This is a genomic window from Streptomyces amakusaensis, from assembly GCF_039532665.1.
GTDB classification, from domain to species: Bacteria; Actinomycetota; Actinomycetes; order Streptomycetales; family Streptomycetaceae; genus Streptomyces; species Streptomyces amakusaensis.
Genome location: NZ_BAAASB010000010.1, coordinates 204948 through 219780 on the forward strand (window position 1 = coordinate 204948; position 14833 = coordinate 219780).

Here is a 14833-nt window from a genome sequence, read left to right on the forward strand (position 1 = left end):
ACCCTTGGCTCGCTCCGGGCTTAATCGCACAAAAAACGGGCACCCGCGGCACCCGTTCATCTCTCAATCGATGTAAACATCATACACCCGAAGCCATGATCAACTCAATAGGGGGGCGCTCTTGGGGGCCATCCGGCCGCCCGTACCAGGCGGGCGAAGTCCCTGCCGCTCTTCACTGCCAATAGTACCCGACCTGATGAATCCAGGTATGGCGGTGACCGTGCCCGGGAAGTTCCGTTGTCATCCGGTCGACCGAGGGGCGGGACATGGCTGAGGAACACACCGTGGGACAGGTCGGGGGGCGGCGGGCCGACGAGGCGGTGCTGCTCGCCGCGGGGGTGGCGGATCTGGTGCTGGAGCAGGCGGAGAGTGCGCTGCGGAGGGTGCGGGGCCTGCTGGGGCGCTCCGATCTGTCGGAGCTGGCGGCGGACGCGCGGCGGGACTTGCTCGCGCGGGGGCGCAACAGCGGCCTGGACACCTCGGCGTTCGCGCCGCAGGAGGCGCATCTGGAGCTGTTGGCGCGGCGGGCGAAGGCCCGCGTCCGCGGCGAGGACGCGCGGGCGGGCGACGCCGAGCCGGGTCGCGAGGCGGGATGACGGCCGCGGCCACCGTGGGGCAGGGTCCCCCGTACCGGGAAGTCAGTGACGCGTACGCCTCACTCGCCGTGCTCAAGGAGCGGGTCGATCACGAGCTGGTGGTGTTCGCGCGGACCGAGACGGCGCTGCTGGAGGCGGTGGATCCGGAGCTGAAGCCCGTGGCGGAGCAGCTGCGGGCGGCGATCGCGGTGGGGAAGCGGTTGCGGGCGGCCTTCTGTTACTGGGGCTGGCTGGCGGCCGGGCGGGAGGACAGCGAGGACATGGTGCGGGCGTCCGCCGCGATGGAGCTCGTCCACGCGGCCGCCGTCGTGCATGACGACGTCATAGACCGGAGCGGGCTGCGGCACGGCAGACCCACCGCGCACCGGGCGCTGATCCCGCGCGGCGGCCGGGGCGGGGAGGAGGCGGAGTCGACCGGGCGGGCGCTGGCCATCCTCCTGGGTGATCTGCTGATCTCCTGGGCGGGGCAGTTGTTCAGCGGCTGCGGGCTGCCGGGGGCGTATCTCAACCGTGCCCGCCCGCTGTGGGCGAGGCTCGCCCGCGAACTGGTCGCCGGGGAGTGTCTGGAGGTGCTGCGCACCGGCACGAGCGGGGACGATCCGGTGGGCGCGGACAGCTCGCTGAAGATCATCCGCTATAAGACGGCCAAGTACACCGTCGAGCATCCTCTGCACATCGGGGCGCTGCTGGGCGGTGCGCCGCCCGCCCTGCTGGAGGTCTTCAGCGCGTACGGCGTGCCGCTCGGGGAGGCGTTCCAGCTGCGGGACGACCTGCTCGGGGTGTTCGGCGCGCCGGATGTCACCGGCAAGTCGAATCTCGACGACATCGCCGGGGCCAGGCCGACGGTTCTGCTCGCGCTGGCCCGGCAGCGGGCCGGCGCGGCGGAGCGGTCCGAGCTGCGGGCCCTGTTGGAGTGCCCGGAGCCGGGGCGGGAGCAGCTCGACCGGTTCCGGGAGATCGCCGAGCGCACGGGGGCGCGCCGCCGGGTGGAGGAGCTGATCGCCGTGCGCGGGGACGCTGCCGCCGCGGCCGTCGACGCGGGGCTGCTCGGCGGTCTGCTGCCGGCGCACGCCGCCGACGCGCTCCACGTGCTCGCGCGCACCGCGCTGGCCCGCGCCCTCTGATCCACCGCCGTACTCGATGCCGTTCCGAGAGGACCACCGTATGCACACCAGCGGAGCCGATGAGACGCCGGCCGGATCCGGCGCTCGTTCACCGGCGTACACCGAGTCGTCTCTCGACGCCTTGCGCGAGGCCGGGGACGAGTTGGCGGACGCCACGGTCGCGGAGTTGTTCGCGCGGGGCGAGATGGGCAGGTTCAACACTCTGATGCGCTGGTTCTCCACCGCCGGCCAGGAGCTGCCGGAGGGGCTGCCCGATGTGGCCCGCGCGTATCTGGAGGCGACGGCGATGCCGCCCTCCTGGGTGGACTGGGGGGAGATGGAGAAGGCGCGGCTCTTCTTCATCGACAACAATGTGCATATCTCGACCGCCCTGTCCTTCGCCTCGATGCCGGCCTGCTATGTGGTGCCGCATGTGGCGAAGCTGCTCAGTGCGACCCATTCGCTGGAGTACCCCTCCCGGCGGATGGCGGAGACCGGACAGTTCACCCTGTATCTCATGCGGCCCGACGCCTTCGAGGCGGGCAGCCGTTTCATTCCGGCCGCGCAGAAGGTCCGTCTGCTGCACGCGTCGATCCGGTACCACCTGCGGCAGGAGGGGCGCTGGGACGTCGCGAGCCTGGGCACGCCGATCTGTCAGGAGGACATGATCGGCGGCCAGATGATGTTCTCCATCCAGGTTCTGGACGCCCTGCACCGGCTCGGCGTCCACATCTCCAATGAAGGGGCGGACGCCTACTTCTACGCCTGGCGGGTGGTCGGGGCGATGCTCGGCATCGATCTGGCGGCCATGCCGAAGGACCTGGACGAGGCCCGCCTCTTCTCCGACCTCTATATGAGCCGCCACATGGGGCCGTCGGAGGAGGGGGTGCGGCTGACCCGGCAGCTGATCGATCTGTACGAGGAGGTCGTCCCCGGAACGGTTCTGGACCCGGTCGTCTCCGCCATGATCCGCCATCTCGTCGGCGACACCGCCGCCGACTGGCTGGACGTTCCCCGCTCGTCGCTCTGGGACTCCGCGATCCGCGCCGCCCCCGCGCTCCTCGGCGTACTGGAGAGCATCGAGGACCGCTCCCCCCTGGCCGCCTGGGCGCTCGATCGCGTCGGGCACTTCACCAGCGTCCTCGAACTCAGTTCGCTGACCCGTGGGCGGGTGATGCAGTACGCCGTCCCCGAGCGGCTCAAGAAGGAGTACGGCATCACCTCGGCCAGACCCCGGCTGGACCGCTGGATCCCGCCGACGCTCACTCCCGATCCCTCAGCGGCTTCCTGAAGGGCCCCGGCCCACGGGCGGATCGAACAGTTCGTGTTCGGACGCGGTGGGGGCCTCGAACTCGGCCTCGTACGCGGACAGCAGCTCGGGGGTGACGACCGCCTCCCCCGGGCGGCTGTTCCGCAGGGCCGTGCGGCGGCGCAGTTCCTCGGCGGGGACGGCGAGATGGCGCAGTTCCACGGCCACGCCGAGTTCACGGGCGCGAAGGCGCTTCTCGTCCCGTTCGGCGCGGTCCCAGAAGCCGTTCTCCAGAATCACCACCGCGCCTGCGGCGAGGAGGTCCTGGGCATGGTCCCAGAGGCGTCGCTCGACCCGGTCCCGGGCCCCGGCGTCGAAGAGGTCGAAGCCCAGGCCGGTGAGCCATTCGTCGGGGCAGAGGCGTACGGCGGGCAGGGTCTCGGCGAGCTGCCGGGCCAGGGTGGTCTTGCCCGCCCCGGGCAGACCGCACAACAGGATCAGTCTGGGGCCGGGGGCGCGCACGTCTCGCTCTTCTCTCATGGGGTCCATGGTGCGGGTGGTCCGGTCACGGCGGCCCGGCCCCGCGCGGGGCCGGGTCGGGCCGGGTCGGGCCGGCCAGGCGGGTGCTCAGCCCCGGCGGGCGGCGGGCCTCATCTCCAGGGGCACGCCGAGCCGGTTGAGGGCGTTGATCAGCGCGACCTGGAGCACCAGGTGCCCGCGCTCGGCCTCGTCGGGGAAGTGCTCGCACACTTCGTCCCACAGCCGGTCGTCGACCCGGGTGAGACGGGTGACGGTGTGGGTGTAGGCGAGGGCGGCGCGCTCCCTGCCGTCGAACAGCTCCGACTCCTCCCACACCGGCAGCTGGTCCAGCCTGGCCTGGCTCTCGCCCAGCTCGCGCGCCTCGCGCGAGTGCTTGTCCACGCAGTACACGCATCCGTTGAGCTGCGAGGCCCGGATCTTCACCAGCTCGCGCACCGTCGCGTCCAGCGGTCCCCCGCGGATCGCGCCGTCGGTCTGGATGAGCGCCTTGTACGGGTCGGGGGCGGCGGCGTTGAGATCCATGCGTGCCATCAGTACTCCTCGTTCGATCAGTTGGTGCGGAGCCGCGTGTCCTCGGTCCCTGTGCGGCTCCCCGGTTCTCACCAGGTGGACGAGACAGCCCACCCCGGTGTGACGGCCGCGCGCTGTCGGACGTGAGTGAGTTTCGAGGGGGTGAGCTGCCGCCAGTACGCGACGATCCGGCCGTCCCGGACCAGCATGGTGTCCACGGAGTGCGTGCCGCCGCCGACCCGGCGGCGCAGCAGCGCGGGTTCGCCGCCGACCTCCACCGGGACGAGGGCCGTCTCCCCTCCCCGTTTGCGGGCCACGCGGAGGAGGACCTCGGCGACGCGCCGGCCGCCCGTGATCGGTTTGCGGGCCGCGAAGACCTCGCCGCCGCCGTCGGTGAGCAGGACCGCGTCCGGGTGGAGGAGGCGCACCAGCGCCTCCAGGTCACCGGCCTCGTACGCCGCGCGGAAAGCCAGCAGGACCCGCTCGCGCTCGGCGCGCGAGGCCCCGGGGCCCGCGCCGCCGGCCGCGCCTGCTCCGGCGATCGCGCGGCGGGCCCGGGAGGCGAGCTGGCGGGTGGCGGCGGGAGAGCGGTCCAGCACGGTGGCGATCACCGCCGTCTCCAGCCGGAACACGTCCCGCAGGACGAAGGCGACCCGCTCCGGCGGGCTCAGCTCCTCCATCACCAGCATCATGGCCGTGCCGACGGACTCGTCGACGAGCACCGGCTCCGACGCGTCGGGGCCGGTGAGCAGCGGCTCGGGCAGCCAGGGCCCCACGTACTCCTCGCGGCGGACCCGGGCCGACCGGAGGATGTCGTACGCGCGGCGCGCCGCGACGGTCACCAGCCAGGCCCGGCGGTCCGCGATGTCCTCCAGCCGGGCGCGCGTGGTGCGCAGCCAGACGTCCTGGACCACGTCCTCGGCGTCCGCGACGCTGCCCAGCAGCCGGTACGCCACGCCGAAGACGGCGGACCGGTGCTTCTGCCACTCGCTGCCGGACATGCCGGTCCGGGAGGCCGCGCCGGCACTCCCCTGTTCTTCGGTCATCACGGCAGTCTCCCCGACGCGGGCGGTCCGTCCCGCGGGGTGTGCGGGACGGACCGGGAGGCGCGGTCAGCCGTCGGCGGGGCGCGGGCGCAGCAGTACGGCCGCGAGGACCGCGGTGCCGGTCAGTCCGATCGCGGCGAGCACGGCGACCGTGGTGAAGCCCTGGTCGTACGCGGCCCTGGCCGCGTCGACGACCTGGCCGACGGCCCCCGGTTCGAGCTTCTCGGCGAACTCCTGGGCCGAGGAGAAGGATTCCTCGACCACCTCGCGGTCCGACTCGCTCAGGCCCGGGGTGTCCGGCATCGCGAGCCGGTAACCGGCGGTCAGCGTGGTGCCGAGGACGGCGACGCCGAGACCGGCTCCCAGCTCGAAGGAGGTCTCCTGGATGGCGGCGGCCTCGCCCGAGCGGTCCGGGTCGGCGGCGGACATGATGGAGTCCGCGCCCAGCGTCATCACGATGCCCGCCCCGTACCCGGCGACCACCAGGGGCGCGATGAGCAGGGGGTACGCTCCGGTGTCGCCCACCAGCGCCATGAACAGCATGGCGAGGGCGAAGACTCCGAGGGCCGCGGTGAGCACCCAGCGGTTGCCCCAGCGGGCGGAGAGCCAGGGCGCGGTGGTCGCGCCGACGGCGTTGGCGGCGGCGAGCGGCATCAGCGCGAGGCCGGCGGCGACCGGGGAGAATCCGCCGACGTTCTGGAGCCACTGGGTGAGGAAGAACAGCAGTGCGACATAGCTGCCGAAGCATCCGATGACGCACAGTGTCGCGGCGGCGAAGCGGCGGTCGGAGAAGAGTCCGAAGTCCAGGAGGGGTTCGGTGAGCCGGCGCTGTCGGCGGACGAAGACATGGAGCAGGGCCGCGCCGCCGACCGCCGTGAGGACGATCACCGTGTCGACGCCGGCGTGCTCGCCGCCCTGTTTGAGGGCGTACACCACACCGGCCAGACCCGTGACGGAGAGCGCCACACTGGCGAGGTCCCACTGCCGGGGCCGGGGGTTGCGGGACTCGGGGATGACATACGCGCCGACGACCAGGATGATCAGGGCGATCGGCACATTGACCAGGAAGGCGGCCCCCCATCCCCACTGTTCGGTGAGGAGTCCGCCCACCAGCGGGCCGAGGGTCGCGCCCACGCTGTGGGCGGCCGTCCAGACGCCGATGGCGAGGGCGCGCTCGCGGTCGTCGGTGAAGACGACCCGGATGATCGCGACGGTGGACGCCATGATCATCGCCGCGCCGACGCCGAGGAGCACGCGCGAGGCGATCAGCTGCGAGGTGGTGGAGGAGAGGCCGGCGGCGGCGGAGGCCACTCCGAAGAGCGCGAAGCCGCTCAGCACCATCCGCTTGCGTCCGATCCGGTCCCCCAGTGTCCCGAAGGTCACCAGGAGCGCGGCGAGGGTGAGCGAGTAGATGTCGACGATCCACAGCAGTTCGCTGCTGCTCGGGTGCAGCTCCGTGCTCATGCTCGGCACCGCCGCGTGGAGCACGGTCAGGTCGATCCCGCACAGCAGCAGGCTGGTGGAGACCACGGCCAGCACCAGCCAGCGCTGTTTCGCGGTCCTCTCGGCCGGCGGCGGGGAGGAGCGTAACGGTGCGGTGCTGTTGGTCATGGCAGCACTATCGTGCGGTGGCTATCGCCTTGGCAAGTACGGTCATTTATGTGCCATAGTACCAATCTGTATACCGAAGGGAGGCGTTGATGCGGAGCACCGTCGACGACACGCCGGACTACTGTGCGATCGAGATCGCGATGGAGGTACTCGGCGGCCGCTGGAAGCTGGCGATCCTCAAGCAGCTGCTGTGCGGCACACAGCGGTTCAGCGAGCTGAAGCGCGGTATGCCGCGCATCACCGCGCGGATGCTCACCCGTCAGCTGCGCGAGATGGAGGCCGACGGGCTGGTCGAGCGCACGGTCTACCGCGAGGTGCCGCCCCGGGTGGAGTACGCGCTGACCGAGACCGGCCGGGGCCTCGACTCCATCGCGGGCATGCTCGACTCCTGGGGCCGCTGGTACCTGGACGTCCACGGGAGGCCGCCGAGCGCGCTGCGACCGCCTCCCGGGCAGACTTCCGACCAGGCTGAGAAGACCGGTCACCTGGTGGAAAAGACCGCCTCGTAAGCCAGCCTCGGCCCGCGCGAGGGCGCGCCGCCCTCGGCCGGGAGACCGATGTTGACGACCGCGAGCACGGTGTGGCCGCCGCCGGGGAAGAACTCCTTCGTCACGCCCTCGGCGTCGTACCCGGTCATCGGGCCTGCGGCGAGTCCGGCCGCCCGCACCCCGATGAGGAAGTACGCCGCTTGCAGCGCTCCGTTGAACACGGCGGAGCGCTCCCGTACGGCGGGATCCCCGTAGAAGCGTGTCGCGGCCTCGGGGAAGGCCGGGAACTGCTCGGGCAGTTCGGTGTGGAAGTCGTGGTCGGCGCCGAGGACCGCGATGAGCGGGGCGGTCTCGGACTGGGCGCGATTGCCCCGAGAGAGATGGCCGAGCAGCCGCTCCCGCGCCTCGTCCGAGCGTACGAGAACGACGCGCAGCGGCTGCTGGTTGAACGCCGTCGGACCGTACTTGACCAGGTCGTGGACGGCCTGGATCGTCTCTTCGGGGATGGGGGTCGGGGCGAAGGACTTGGTCGTGTACGCCTCTTTGAAGAGCAGGTTCTGGGCGGCGGCGTCCAGGGCGAGCCCGGTGGCGGGGTCGTGGGTCATCTCTGTTCCTCCATGGGGACGGGTGGGGTGCGGGGCGGGATGCCTTCGCCGACTCCTCCGCGCCGGCGACGGCGGCGGCGACTGCGACCCGCCCTCGGACGGTCAGAACTCCCTGAGGTTCTCCCGCAGGGTCGCGCCGGGCGTGTACACCGAGCGGGTCAGGCCACGGCGCTGGAGGGCGGGTACGAGACCGTCCGCGACCTCCGTGATGTAGCGGCGGTTGGGCCGGAGCAGCGGCGTCGTGGTCATGAAGCCGTCGCCGCCGACCTCCTCCATGATCTCGCCCATCCGTTCGGCCACTTGGTCCGGGGTGCCGACCAGCTCGGCCGAGGAGACCAGGCCGCCCGCTCCGTCCACGGCCAGCTGACGCAGGGTCTTGCCGCTCCCCCACTGCTGGGACTTGTCCAGCGATCCCTGCTCGCCCTTGGTGGTGAGCTTGCGCGGCAGCGGCTCGTCCAGCTCGAACCGCAGGAAGTCGATCCGCACCGGGTCGTGCTTGGGCGCGACCATGGCCTGCTGGAGCACGGCCTCGGCCGAGCCGCCGTAGCTCTGCGGCACCATCAGCTTGTCCTCGATGATGACGTAGTCGAAGCAGGCGCGTTCCAGTGCCTGGGCGACCTCGGTGTGGAACTTCCCGTCCCACGGCGTGCTCCCCGAACCGAAGGGGCCCTGCCAGTCGTCCGGGGTGAAGTTGATGATGAAGGCGAGGTGGAACGGGCGGCTCATAATGTCTCTGACCCCTCGGTCCGGGCGGTGGTGGGCGGTACGGTTTCGGGGGCGTCTCCCCCGTGGTCCCGGTCGCGGGTGAGCAGCCCCTCGCCGCCCCGGACCAGGGCGACGGCCTCGGCGACCACATGGCGGAAGGGGGTTTCGCCGAGGTCCGCGCCGGAGCCGCTGGTGGAGGACAGCAGTTCAGCCCCGGAGCCAGGGCTCCTGGAGCAGGCTCCACCGGCTGAAGGCGAGCGCCTCCTTGCCCTCGAACCCGCCCTGCTGACGCACCTGGTCCAGCGCTTCAAAGATGAACGGCTCTTTCTCGAAGTGGCCGTTGGCCACCAGCAGCCGCGAGCAGGTCCGCGTAGAAGCGGGGTTCCCGGCGCGGGCCGGTCATGTCAGCGCCACCTGCGGCAGCGCGGTGATCGCCGCGGCCTCGGTGACGATCCGGTCCAAGGTGGTGTACATGTCGGTGTGCAGGGCGGTGTACACCTGGGTCGCGTCCGCGCCGACCTGGAGGTAGTCGGCGACGTCGCGGCCGGAGGCGATACCGCCGACCCCCATGATCGGGAGGGTGAACCGGTGGCGGCGCAGCCGCCAGATCGCCGCGAGCACCAGTGGTTTGATCCCGGGTCCCGAGTAGCCGTACACCCCGCCGAGTTCCAGCTCCCCGCTCTCCGGGGCCACCGCGGCCCCGGAGATGGTGTCGCTGAGGGTGACGGCGTCCGCGCCACCCGCGATGGCGGCCCGTACCCGGTCCTCCAGGCCCTCCCCGATGGCCAGTTTGACCGAGACGGGCAGCGAGGTGCGGGCCCGGACCTCGGAGGTGTACGAGTACACCCGGTCCGCGTTGTCGTCGGGGAGCCCGGACTCCTCGTTGAGGCAGGAGATCCCGAGTTCGAGCGCGCGGCAGCCGGTGCTCCGCACCTCGGCGGCGAGGACGGCGAGTTCCGCCGGGCTGTCGGCGTGGATCGAGGCGATCACCGGCAGCCCGTCGTCCGCGAACGAGCGCAGCACTCCCAGCCAGTGGGCGACCGAGCGTTTGGAGTAGGTGGTGCTGTTGAGCATTCCGACGGGGAGCCGGAGGATGCGTTCGGCCAGTCCGGCGGGCGGGCTCGGATGGATGGTCTTGGTGACGACGGCTCCCGCGCCCGTCTCGATCAGTTTGCGGATATTGCGCTCCTGATCGGTCAGCAGCCCGGAACCGACGATCACAGGATTGGCTATGGGCATGCCCAATATGGACAGGTCGGACACACGGTCCTCCGGTGGGGTGGGCGATCGATGGCCGGGAGTTCTCCGGGGGAGGTCAGGCGACGAAGCCGGCGTCGACGGCTTCGCGCTGCCGCTCGGTGGCGGCGAGGATGGCCTCGGTCAGCAGGCCGGGCTTGTCGAGGAACTCGTCGAAGTCGATGGTCCGTACGGAGCCGACCCGGTGCAGGCCCTTGAGGAGGTGGCTCGCGGACTCGACGAACGGCTGCTTGGTGATCATCACGATCGGGCGGCCGACGAAGACGTCGAGACCGGTGAGCAGTCCGGACGCAAGGGCGGTTGTCGGCATATGAGCTCTCCTCGGTCTTCCGCGATGCGCCACGGCGGCGTGCGGCACGGCTCGTTCCGCCTCGGGGAAAGCGCCGCGAGGATGCTCTGAGGCGACGAGAGATGGCTGATCGGTTGCCTGGTACGAGGCGGACGGCCGGACGGGCCGACGCCGGGGAAGGGGAAACGGCCCGCGCGGGGGCGGGCGATGGGTGATCGGGATCGCCCGGGACCGGTCGGGCCGATGGCGGGACCGGGGGCGGCGGGGAGGGGAAGGGAGGAGCGGTCAGCCGGAGGCGCGAAGGCCTGTGTAGCGGCCCCGGTGATACAGCAGCGGCCGTTCGGACGGACCCGCGCGGAGCCAGCGGACGTCCCCGACCACGATCACATGGTCACCACCGGGGTACTCGGCGTTCAGCTCGCACTCGATCCACGCGGACGCGCCGGCGAGCAGCGGGGATCCGCCCGGCGAACAGTCCCAGGGGACGCCGGCGAACTTGTCCCCTCCGGAGCGCGCGAACCCCTCGCTCAGCCGTCGCTGATCCTCCGCGAGGATGTTGACGCCGAAGTGCCGGAGCTTGCTGATCACCGGCCAGGTGGTCGAGGTGCGGCTGACGCACAGCATGACCTGTGGCGGGTCCAGGGAGAGCGACGAGAATGCCTGACAAGTAAATCCAACCGGCCCGTCGGGGCTTGTGGCGGTGACAACCGTGACACCGGAACAGAAGTTCCCGAGCACGGACCGGAAGGGCGCTGAGGCCTGCTCTCCTAAGACCTTGTGCGCGTTGTCCGTAGGCATTTTCTCCCCACTCATCGAGCACGTACCACTGCTCCGACAAACAGTGGCACCAGAGGATTCCCTTGTACGGAAAAGGCTTCCAGGGGGTCGGCGTCCATCCACCCGGAGGACCCCTCCGGGCGACCACAAGCATGCATGGTCAGAACAGATATGCCAATAGATCTCTGCTCGATGGCCCGAATCTCGCGGGGAGATCCCGCCATGGATGCCGGCTCCCGCACTCGCACAGGGAGAGACCAGGCTGCCGTCACCCGCCGGCGGCGGGCTGCCTGTACATGGCGACGACACCCAGGGGGCCCAGGGGGACGCGGCGCAGGACGGTGAACCCGAAGCGCCGGTAGAGCGGCACATTCGCCGGGTCGGCCGTGCTGAGGAAGACGCCGTCCGCGGCGGGGATGTCGGCGAGGAGACGGTCCAGGAGCCGCCTTCCGGCCCCGAGGCCCCGGGCGGCGGGGACGACTCCGAGGAACTCCAGCGTCCAGGCCCCCTCCGGCGTCTGGGCCTCGGCCGCGCGGAGGTAGCGCAGGGTTCGCGCACAGGCCCCCGGTCCGCAGTGGGCGAGGGTGCCGACGGCCCACCGGGCCTGCGCGAGGGGCGAGGGCGAGGTGGCGGGCGGGGTGAGGACGGCGGCTCCGAGGGGCTGTTCGCCGGGCCCGGCGAGGGTGTAGCGGCGGGCCCCGGGAAGAGCCGTCTGGGTGCGCAGGGTGGCGGCGAACCAGTGCCGCCGCACGGCGCCGGACTCACCGCAGATCCAGGAGGCGGCCGGTTCACGGGCGAAGGCGTCGGTCAGCACTCCCGCGCAGGCGTCGGAATCGGGCCGGTCGTCGATCTCCCACAGGCCGACGGCGTCAGGCATGGTGACTCCGGCGCTTCAGCGGTGCTTCGGGGACGAGGTGACAGACGAGGAGTTTCAGGAAGAACAGGGGGGCGAACCAGGCGAGCGCCACGGGTGTCTCCAGCCAGAACAGATTGACCAGGACGGCGGTCATGAAGACGGCCATCGCGAGCGGGCGTTTGAGATGCAGGGCGGTGAACTCCACGGCGACCGCGCCGGTGAGCAGGAGCGCGGAGTTGACGAGGGTCCAGGTCCAGTCCCACGGCAGGACGATCAGCCCCATGGCCCCCAGATGCAGCAGATGCGCGCCGACGAAGGTGAGCCGGGCGCGCCTGGTCCCGGGGTCCTGACGGTGGTACCAGCGCTTGGCGGCGTTGGTGGCGTTGGTGAGGACGCCGCCGATGAGATCGAGACCGGCCAGGACGACGATGGTCAGCTCCAGCGCGGACCAGTCGCGGTGGGCCCCGCTCGACCAGACCCCGGCGGCCAGTACGGCGGCGCAGCCGATCAGGCCCGCGTTCTCCACGGCGGACTCGGAGCGGGACTTGCCCGGCCCCATGAACCGCTCCAGCCGCCCCGGCCAGCCGGCCGGGGTCGGGGGTATCTCCCAGTCGACGTTCAGATCAGTGCGCAAGGTCCCCGCCCTTCCGGTCTCCGTAGTGCCCGCCGTCCGATCCCCGGCCGTCGGGCGGGCTCCACAGTCCGCGCAGCAGGCTCCACAGCTGAAGGTCCGTCGTCTCGGCGGCGTCGGACGCGCGGAGGCGGGCCAGCGTCCGCGCGTCCGCGGCCTGGAAGACGGCGGCGGTCACCGCGACGAGCAGGTCACGGTCGACGTCGGTGCGGATGACGCCGAGCCGCTGCCCGTTCGCCACCACGGCCGTGAACCAGGTGAGGTACTCCTCGTCGCCCCCCTTTCCGAGCGCGGCGACGGCGAGCGCCAGATCCTCCGGGTGTGTGTGCAGATGCGAGATCAGCGCCCACGATCCCTGTTCGAGCCGGCTCCAGAACTCCTCGGCGCGGCGGGCCTCCGTCCAGGGGCCCAGTGCGCTGGAGAGCCGCTCGCGCACCGCGTCGAGAACGGCCGACAGCAGATCGTCCCGGCCGTCGAAGTACTGGTAGGCGGCGGTCTTCGAGAAGCCCACCGCCTCAATGATCTTGTTGTAGGAAGCGGCTTCCGGTCCGTGTTCGGCGAAGTGCCGCCGCGCGACGTCCAGGATGTACGCCTGGCGCTCGGGGGGCAGCCGGTGAAAGCGGGGAAGGGGCATGAACCAACAGTACAGACCATGAGGGTGTACCGCTAGTACACCCTCATGGTTTCCCCGGCCTCGCCCCTGTGCGGACGGGTGTGGCGGGGTCGTCAGGGCGTGTCGTGCCGCCAGTCCCGCTTTCCGGGGGCGGAGGGCCTCGGCGCGTAGACCGAGCGGCCACCGGGGCCGTAGCGGCCTATCTCCGTGGGGAGGGCGGCCTCCTCGGCCAGCCGGCGGGCCGTCCAGCCGGTCACATCCAGCAGCAGGCCGTCGAGCGGACCTCCCACCAGCTCGGCGTAGTCACGGCCCGGCCGGGGGCCCGGGTCGGGGTCGTCGTGGTCGGAGCCGTAGACCCGGCCCCGCATCAACTGCTCGTCCATGTCCAGCAGGATCGCAGCCGCCACTGACAGTCCGTCCCGCGCGCACTCCCCACTCCCCCGGCGGCGGGCGCTCCCCCGGGCGGAGCCCGTGCCGCCGGTGCAACCGCGAGGGCGGACAGATCGTCCGTATGAGCGAACGATCAAGCACAGGGGGGAAGATGACGATCCGATTCCGCGTACGGCACACGGCGGTCGCGATGTCGCTCGCGGCGGCGTCGCCGCTGCTGACGGGCTGTGGCGAGGGCGGCGACAGCGCGGCGAAGGAGCGCGGCACACGGGCCGAGGGCGAGCGGGAACCGGCAGCCGCGCTCACTCCGGCGGAGGTCAAGGCCGTACTGCCCCGGGCCGGGGACCTCCCCCGGTGGAAGGCCGTCAGCTCGGCGGTCCTGGATCTGAGCGAGGGCCATGCCGAGCGGGCGTGTCCGGGCGGTACGGCCAAGGAGTGCATGGCGGCGCGGAACGTCGGTACCGCCGTTCTGGAGAAGGACGGCGAGGGGCGGGTCGAGTTCAAGGTCTTCGCCCACCAGGACACCGACGCCGCCTCGGACGCGTACCCCTTCCTCTGGAAGGAGGCCTCCAAGGGCTGGCTCTCCCCGGCGGAGAAAGCCTCGGTCGGGACCCCGGGGGACCGCCGCGACGCGCTGCGCGGCGAGCACGAGACCGGTTACGGCTCGAACATCCAGATCCGGGTCGGCCCCACCCTGCTCTCGATCAGGGCGGACACCGACGCCGACCGGCCGCGCCGTACCGACGCGGAGCTGACGGCACTGGCGAAGATGTTCGCGGAACGGGCGCGGCAGGCCCATGAGGGAGAGCTTCCCTCGGCCGTCCTCAGGCCCTGACGGAGCACGCCCGGCCCGCGCACCGGCGGCGCGGGTCGCGGGCGGCGGACGGAGAAGGGGTCAGGTCACTTCGCCGAGCAGGCCGGTGGCCACGTCGAAGACGAAGCCGCGCACCGAGTCGGTGTGCGGTACGAAGGCGCTCGTCCTGATGCGCCGGAGCGACTCGCGCACATCCTCGTGGAGTTCGGGGAACGCCTCGGCCGCCCAGGGCGGCCTGACACCGGTCTCCTCCTCGATCCGCTGGGCGAACGCCTCGTCGGTGAACGTCAGCATTCCGCAGTCGGTGTGGTGGATGAGAATGATCTCGCGGGTGCCGAGCAGACGCTGGCTGATCGCGAGCGACCTGATCTCGTCGTCGGTGATCACACCGCCGGCGTTGCGGATGACATGCGCCTCACCGTCCTGGAGACCGAGGATGCCGTAGACGTCGAGCCGGGCGTCCATGCAGGCGACCACGGCGACCCGGGAGGACGGCGGGAGGGGCAGCGGCCCCTCGAAGGTCGTCGCGTACTTCTTGTTGTTGGCGAGGTACTGGTCGGTTACGGACATGCCGGTCTCGCTTTCTGTCGTCGGTGACGAGGCCAACGTAGTGACGTCCGGTACGCCCCGCTCCGCCCCGCTCCGGCCCGACACGAGACCGCAATATTCCAGCAATAACCTGACAATGAAGCCGCGTTGGGACATGAGGCCCGTACGCCCCGCGCCCCCGGCTCGGCCGAGTCGGCCGGTCCG

20 protein-coding genes are annotated in these 14833 nt (G+C 71.4%); 5 read left to right on the forward strand and 15 right to left on the reverse strand.

Translation table 11 applies throughout. The annotated features are described in order from the left end of the window. Positions 1-266: 266 nt before the first annotated feature. The 3 genes from ABD371_RS19265 to ABD371_RS19275 are packed head-to-tail and all read left to right on the forward strand — an operon-like array spanning position 267 to position 2990. Positions 267-596: a hypothetical protein gene (locus tag ABD371_RS19265; protein WP_344478601.1), complete on the forward strand. Its 330-nt coding sequence runs from the start codon at positions 267-269 to the stop codon at positions 594-596. Beyond that, on the forward strand, positions 593-1720 hold the full coding sequence (locus ABD371_RS19270; RefSeq protein WP_344478602.1) for a polyprenyl synthetase family protein: 1128 nt from the start codon (positions 593-595) through the stop codon (positions 1718-1720). Before ABD371_RS19265 ends, ABD371_RS19270 begins: the two co-directional genes overlap by 4 nt. Before the next feature lie 40 nt (positions 1721-1760). Further along, positions 1761-2990 carry an oxygenase MpaB family protein gene (locus ABD371_RS19275; RefSeq protein ID WP_344478604.1) on the forward strand — a complete coding sequence of 410 codons (1230 nt, stop codon included), beginning with the start codon at positions 1761-1763 and terminating at the stop codon, positions 2988-2990. On the opposite strand, the gene ABD371_RS19280 is transcribed toward ABD371_RS19275, so the two are convergent. The 4 genes from ABD371_RS19280 to ABD371_RS19295 form a co-directional block, all read right to left on the reverse strand. Then, entirely contained in the window at positions 2976-3488 is a 513-nt protein-coding gene (locus ABD371_RS19280; protein ID WP_344478606.1) for a P-loop nucleotide/nucleoside kinase family protein, read from the reverse strand. The genes ABD371_RS19275 and ABD371_RS19280 overlap by 15 nt on opposite strands. 87 nt (positions 3489-3575) lie before the next feature. Continuing rightward, positions 3576-4019: a carboxymuconolactone decarboxylase family protein gene (locus ABD371_RS19285; protein ID WP_344478607.1), complete on the reverse strand. Its 444-nt coding sequence runs from the start codon at positions 4017-4019 to the stop codon at positions 3576-3578. 68 nt (positions 4020-4087) lie between these two features. Beyond that, positions 4088-5044 carry an RNA polymerase sigma factor SigJ gene (sigJ, locus tag ABD371_RS19290; protein WP_344478610.1) on the reverse strand — a complete coding sequence of 319 codons (957 nt, stop codon included), beginning with the start codon at positions 5042-5044 and terminating at the stop codon, positions 4088-4090. 66 nt (positions 5045-5110) lie between these two features. Next, a complete protein-coding gene (locus ABD371_RS19295; RefSeq protein ID WP_344478612.1) occupies positions 5111-6655 on the reverse strand; it encodes an MFS transporter in 1545 nt (514 codons plus the stop codon). An 89-nt stretch (positions 6656-6744) separates the two neighbouring features. Here ABD371_RS19295 and ABD371_RS19300 point away from each other — a divergent pair, with 89 nt between their 5' ends. Further along, entirely contained in the window at positions 6745-7164 is a 420-nt protein-coding gene (locus ABD371_RS19300; protein WP_344478613.1) for a winged helix-turn-helix transcriptional regulator, read from the forward strand. Here the strand turns inward: ABD371_RS19300 and ABD371_RS19305 are convergent. From ABD371_RS19305 to ABD371_RS19350, 10 genes are all read right to left on the reverse strand, one after another. Continuing rightward, on the reverse strand, positions 7137-7748 hold the full coding sequence (locus tag ABD371_RS19305) for a malonic semialdehyde reductase (protein ID WP_344478616.1): 612 nt from the start codon (positions 7746-7748) through the stop codon (positions 7137-7139). The genes ABD371_RS19300 and ABD371_RS19305 overlap by 28 nt on opposite strands. 102 nt (positions 7749-7850) lie before the next feature. After that, positions 7851-8474, reverse strand: coding sequence for an LLM class oxidoreductase (locus tag ABD371_RS19310; protein ID WP_344478618.1), 624 nt, complete (start codon positions 8472-8474; stop codon positions 7851-7853). 186 nt (positions 8475-8660) lie between these two features. Next, on the reverse strand, positions 8661-8801 hold the full coding sequence (locus ABD371_RS19315) for a hypothetical protein (RefSeq protein ID WP_344478619.1): 141 nt from the start codon (positions 8799-8801) through the stop codon (positions 8661-8663). Positions 8802-8852: 51 nt separating this feature from the next. Then, positions 8853-9692, reverse strand: a complete 840-nt coding sequence (locus ABD371_RS19320) for a beta/alpha barrel domain-containing protein (RefSeq protein ID WP_344478621.1) — start codon at positions 9690-9692, stop codon at positions 8853-8855. Positions 9693-9768: 76 nt separating this feature from the next. Next, entirely contained in the window at positions 9769-10020 is a 252-nt protein-coding gene (locus ABD371_RS19325) for a hypothetical protein (RefSeq protein ID WP_344478623.1), read from the reverse strand. Positions 10021-10284: 264 nt separating this feature from the next. Continuing rightward, positions 10285-11148 (reverse strand): flavin reductase family protein, encoded by an 864-nt coding sequence (locus ABD371_RS19330; RefSeq protein WP_344478624.1) that lies wholly within the window; start codon positions 11146-11148, stop codon positions 10285-10287. Beyond that, positions 11045-11653, reverse strand: a complete 609-nt coding sequence (locus ABD371_RS19335; protein WP_344478626.1) for a GNAT family N-acetyltransferase — start codon at positions 11651-11653, stop codon at positions 11045-11047. The genes ABD371_RS19330 and ABD371_RS19335 overlap by 104 nt, the downstream gene beginning before the upstream one ends. Next, positions 11646-12266 carry a hypothetical protein gene (locus tag ABD371_RS19340; protein ID WP_344478628.1) on the reverse strand — a complete coding sequence of 207 codons (621 nt, stop codon included), beginning with the start codon at positions 12264-12266 and terminating at the stop codon, positions 11646-11648. The genes ABD371_RS19335 and ABD371_RS19340 overlap by 8 nt, the downstream gene beginning before the upstream one ends. Further along, entirely contained in the window at positions 12256-12897 is a 642-nt protein-coding gene (locus ABD371_RS19345) for a TetR/AcrR family transcriptional regulator (protein WP_344478629.1), read from the reverse strand. The genes ABD371_RS19340 and ABD371_RS19345 overlap by 11 nt, the downstream gene beginning before the upstream one ends. Positions 12898-12989: 92 nt before the next feature. Continuing rightward, the gene (locus ABD371_RS19350; protein WP_344478797.1) at positions 12990-13259 is read right to left on the reverse strand and encodes a hypothetical protein; all 270 of its coding nucleotides are present in this window, start codon (positions 13257-13259) and stop codon (positions 12990-12992) included. A gap of 158 nt (positions 13260-13417) precedes the next feature. On the opposite strand from ABD371_RS19350, the gene ABD371_RS19355 reads away from it, so the two are divergent. Beyond that, complete coding sequence (locus ABD371_RS19355; RefSeq protein ID WP_344478631.1) at positions 13418-14101, forward strand: hypothetical protein; 684 nt, start codon at positions 13418-13420, stop codon at positions 14099-14101. Between the two features lie 60 nt (positions 14102-14161). On the opposite strand, the gene ABD371_RS19360 is transcribed toward ABD371_RS19355, so the two are convergent. Further along, on the reverse strand, positions 14162-14650 hold the full coding sequence (locus ABD371_RS19360; protein ID WP_344478632.1) for a beta-class carbonic anhydrase: 489 nt from the start codon (positions 14648-14650) through the stop codon (positions 14162-14164). Positions 14651-14833: the final 183 nt, after the last annotated feature.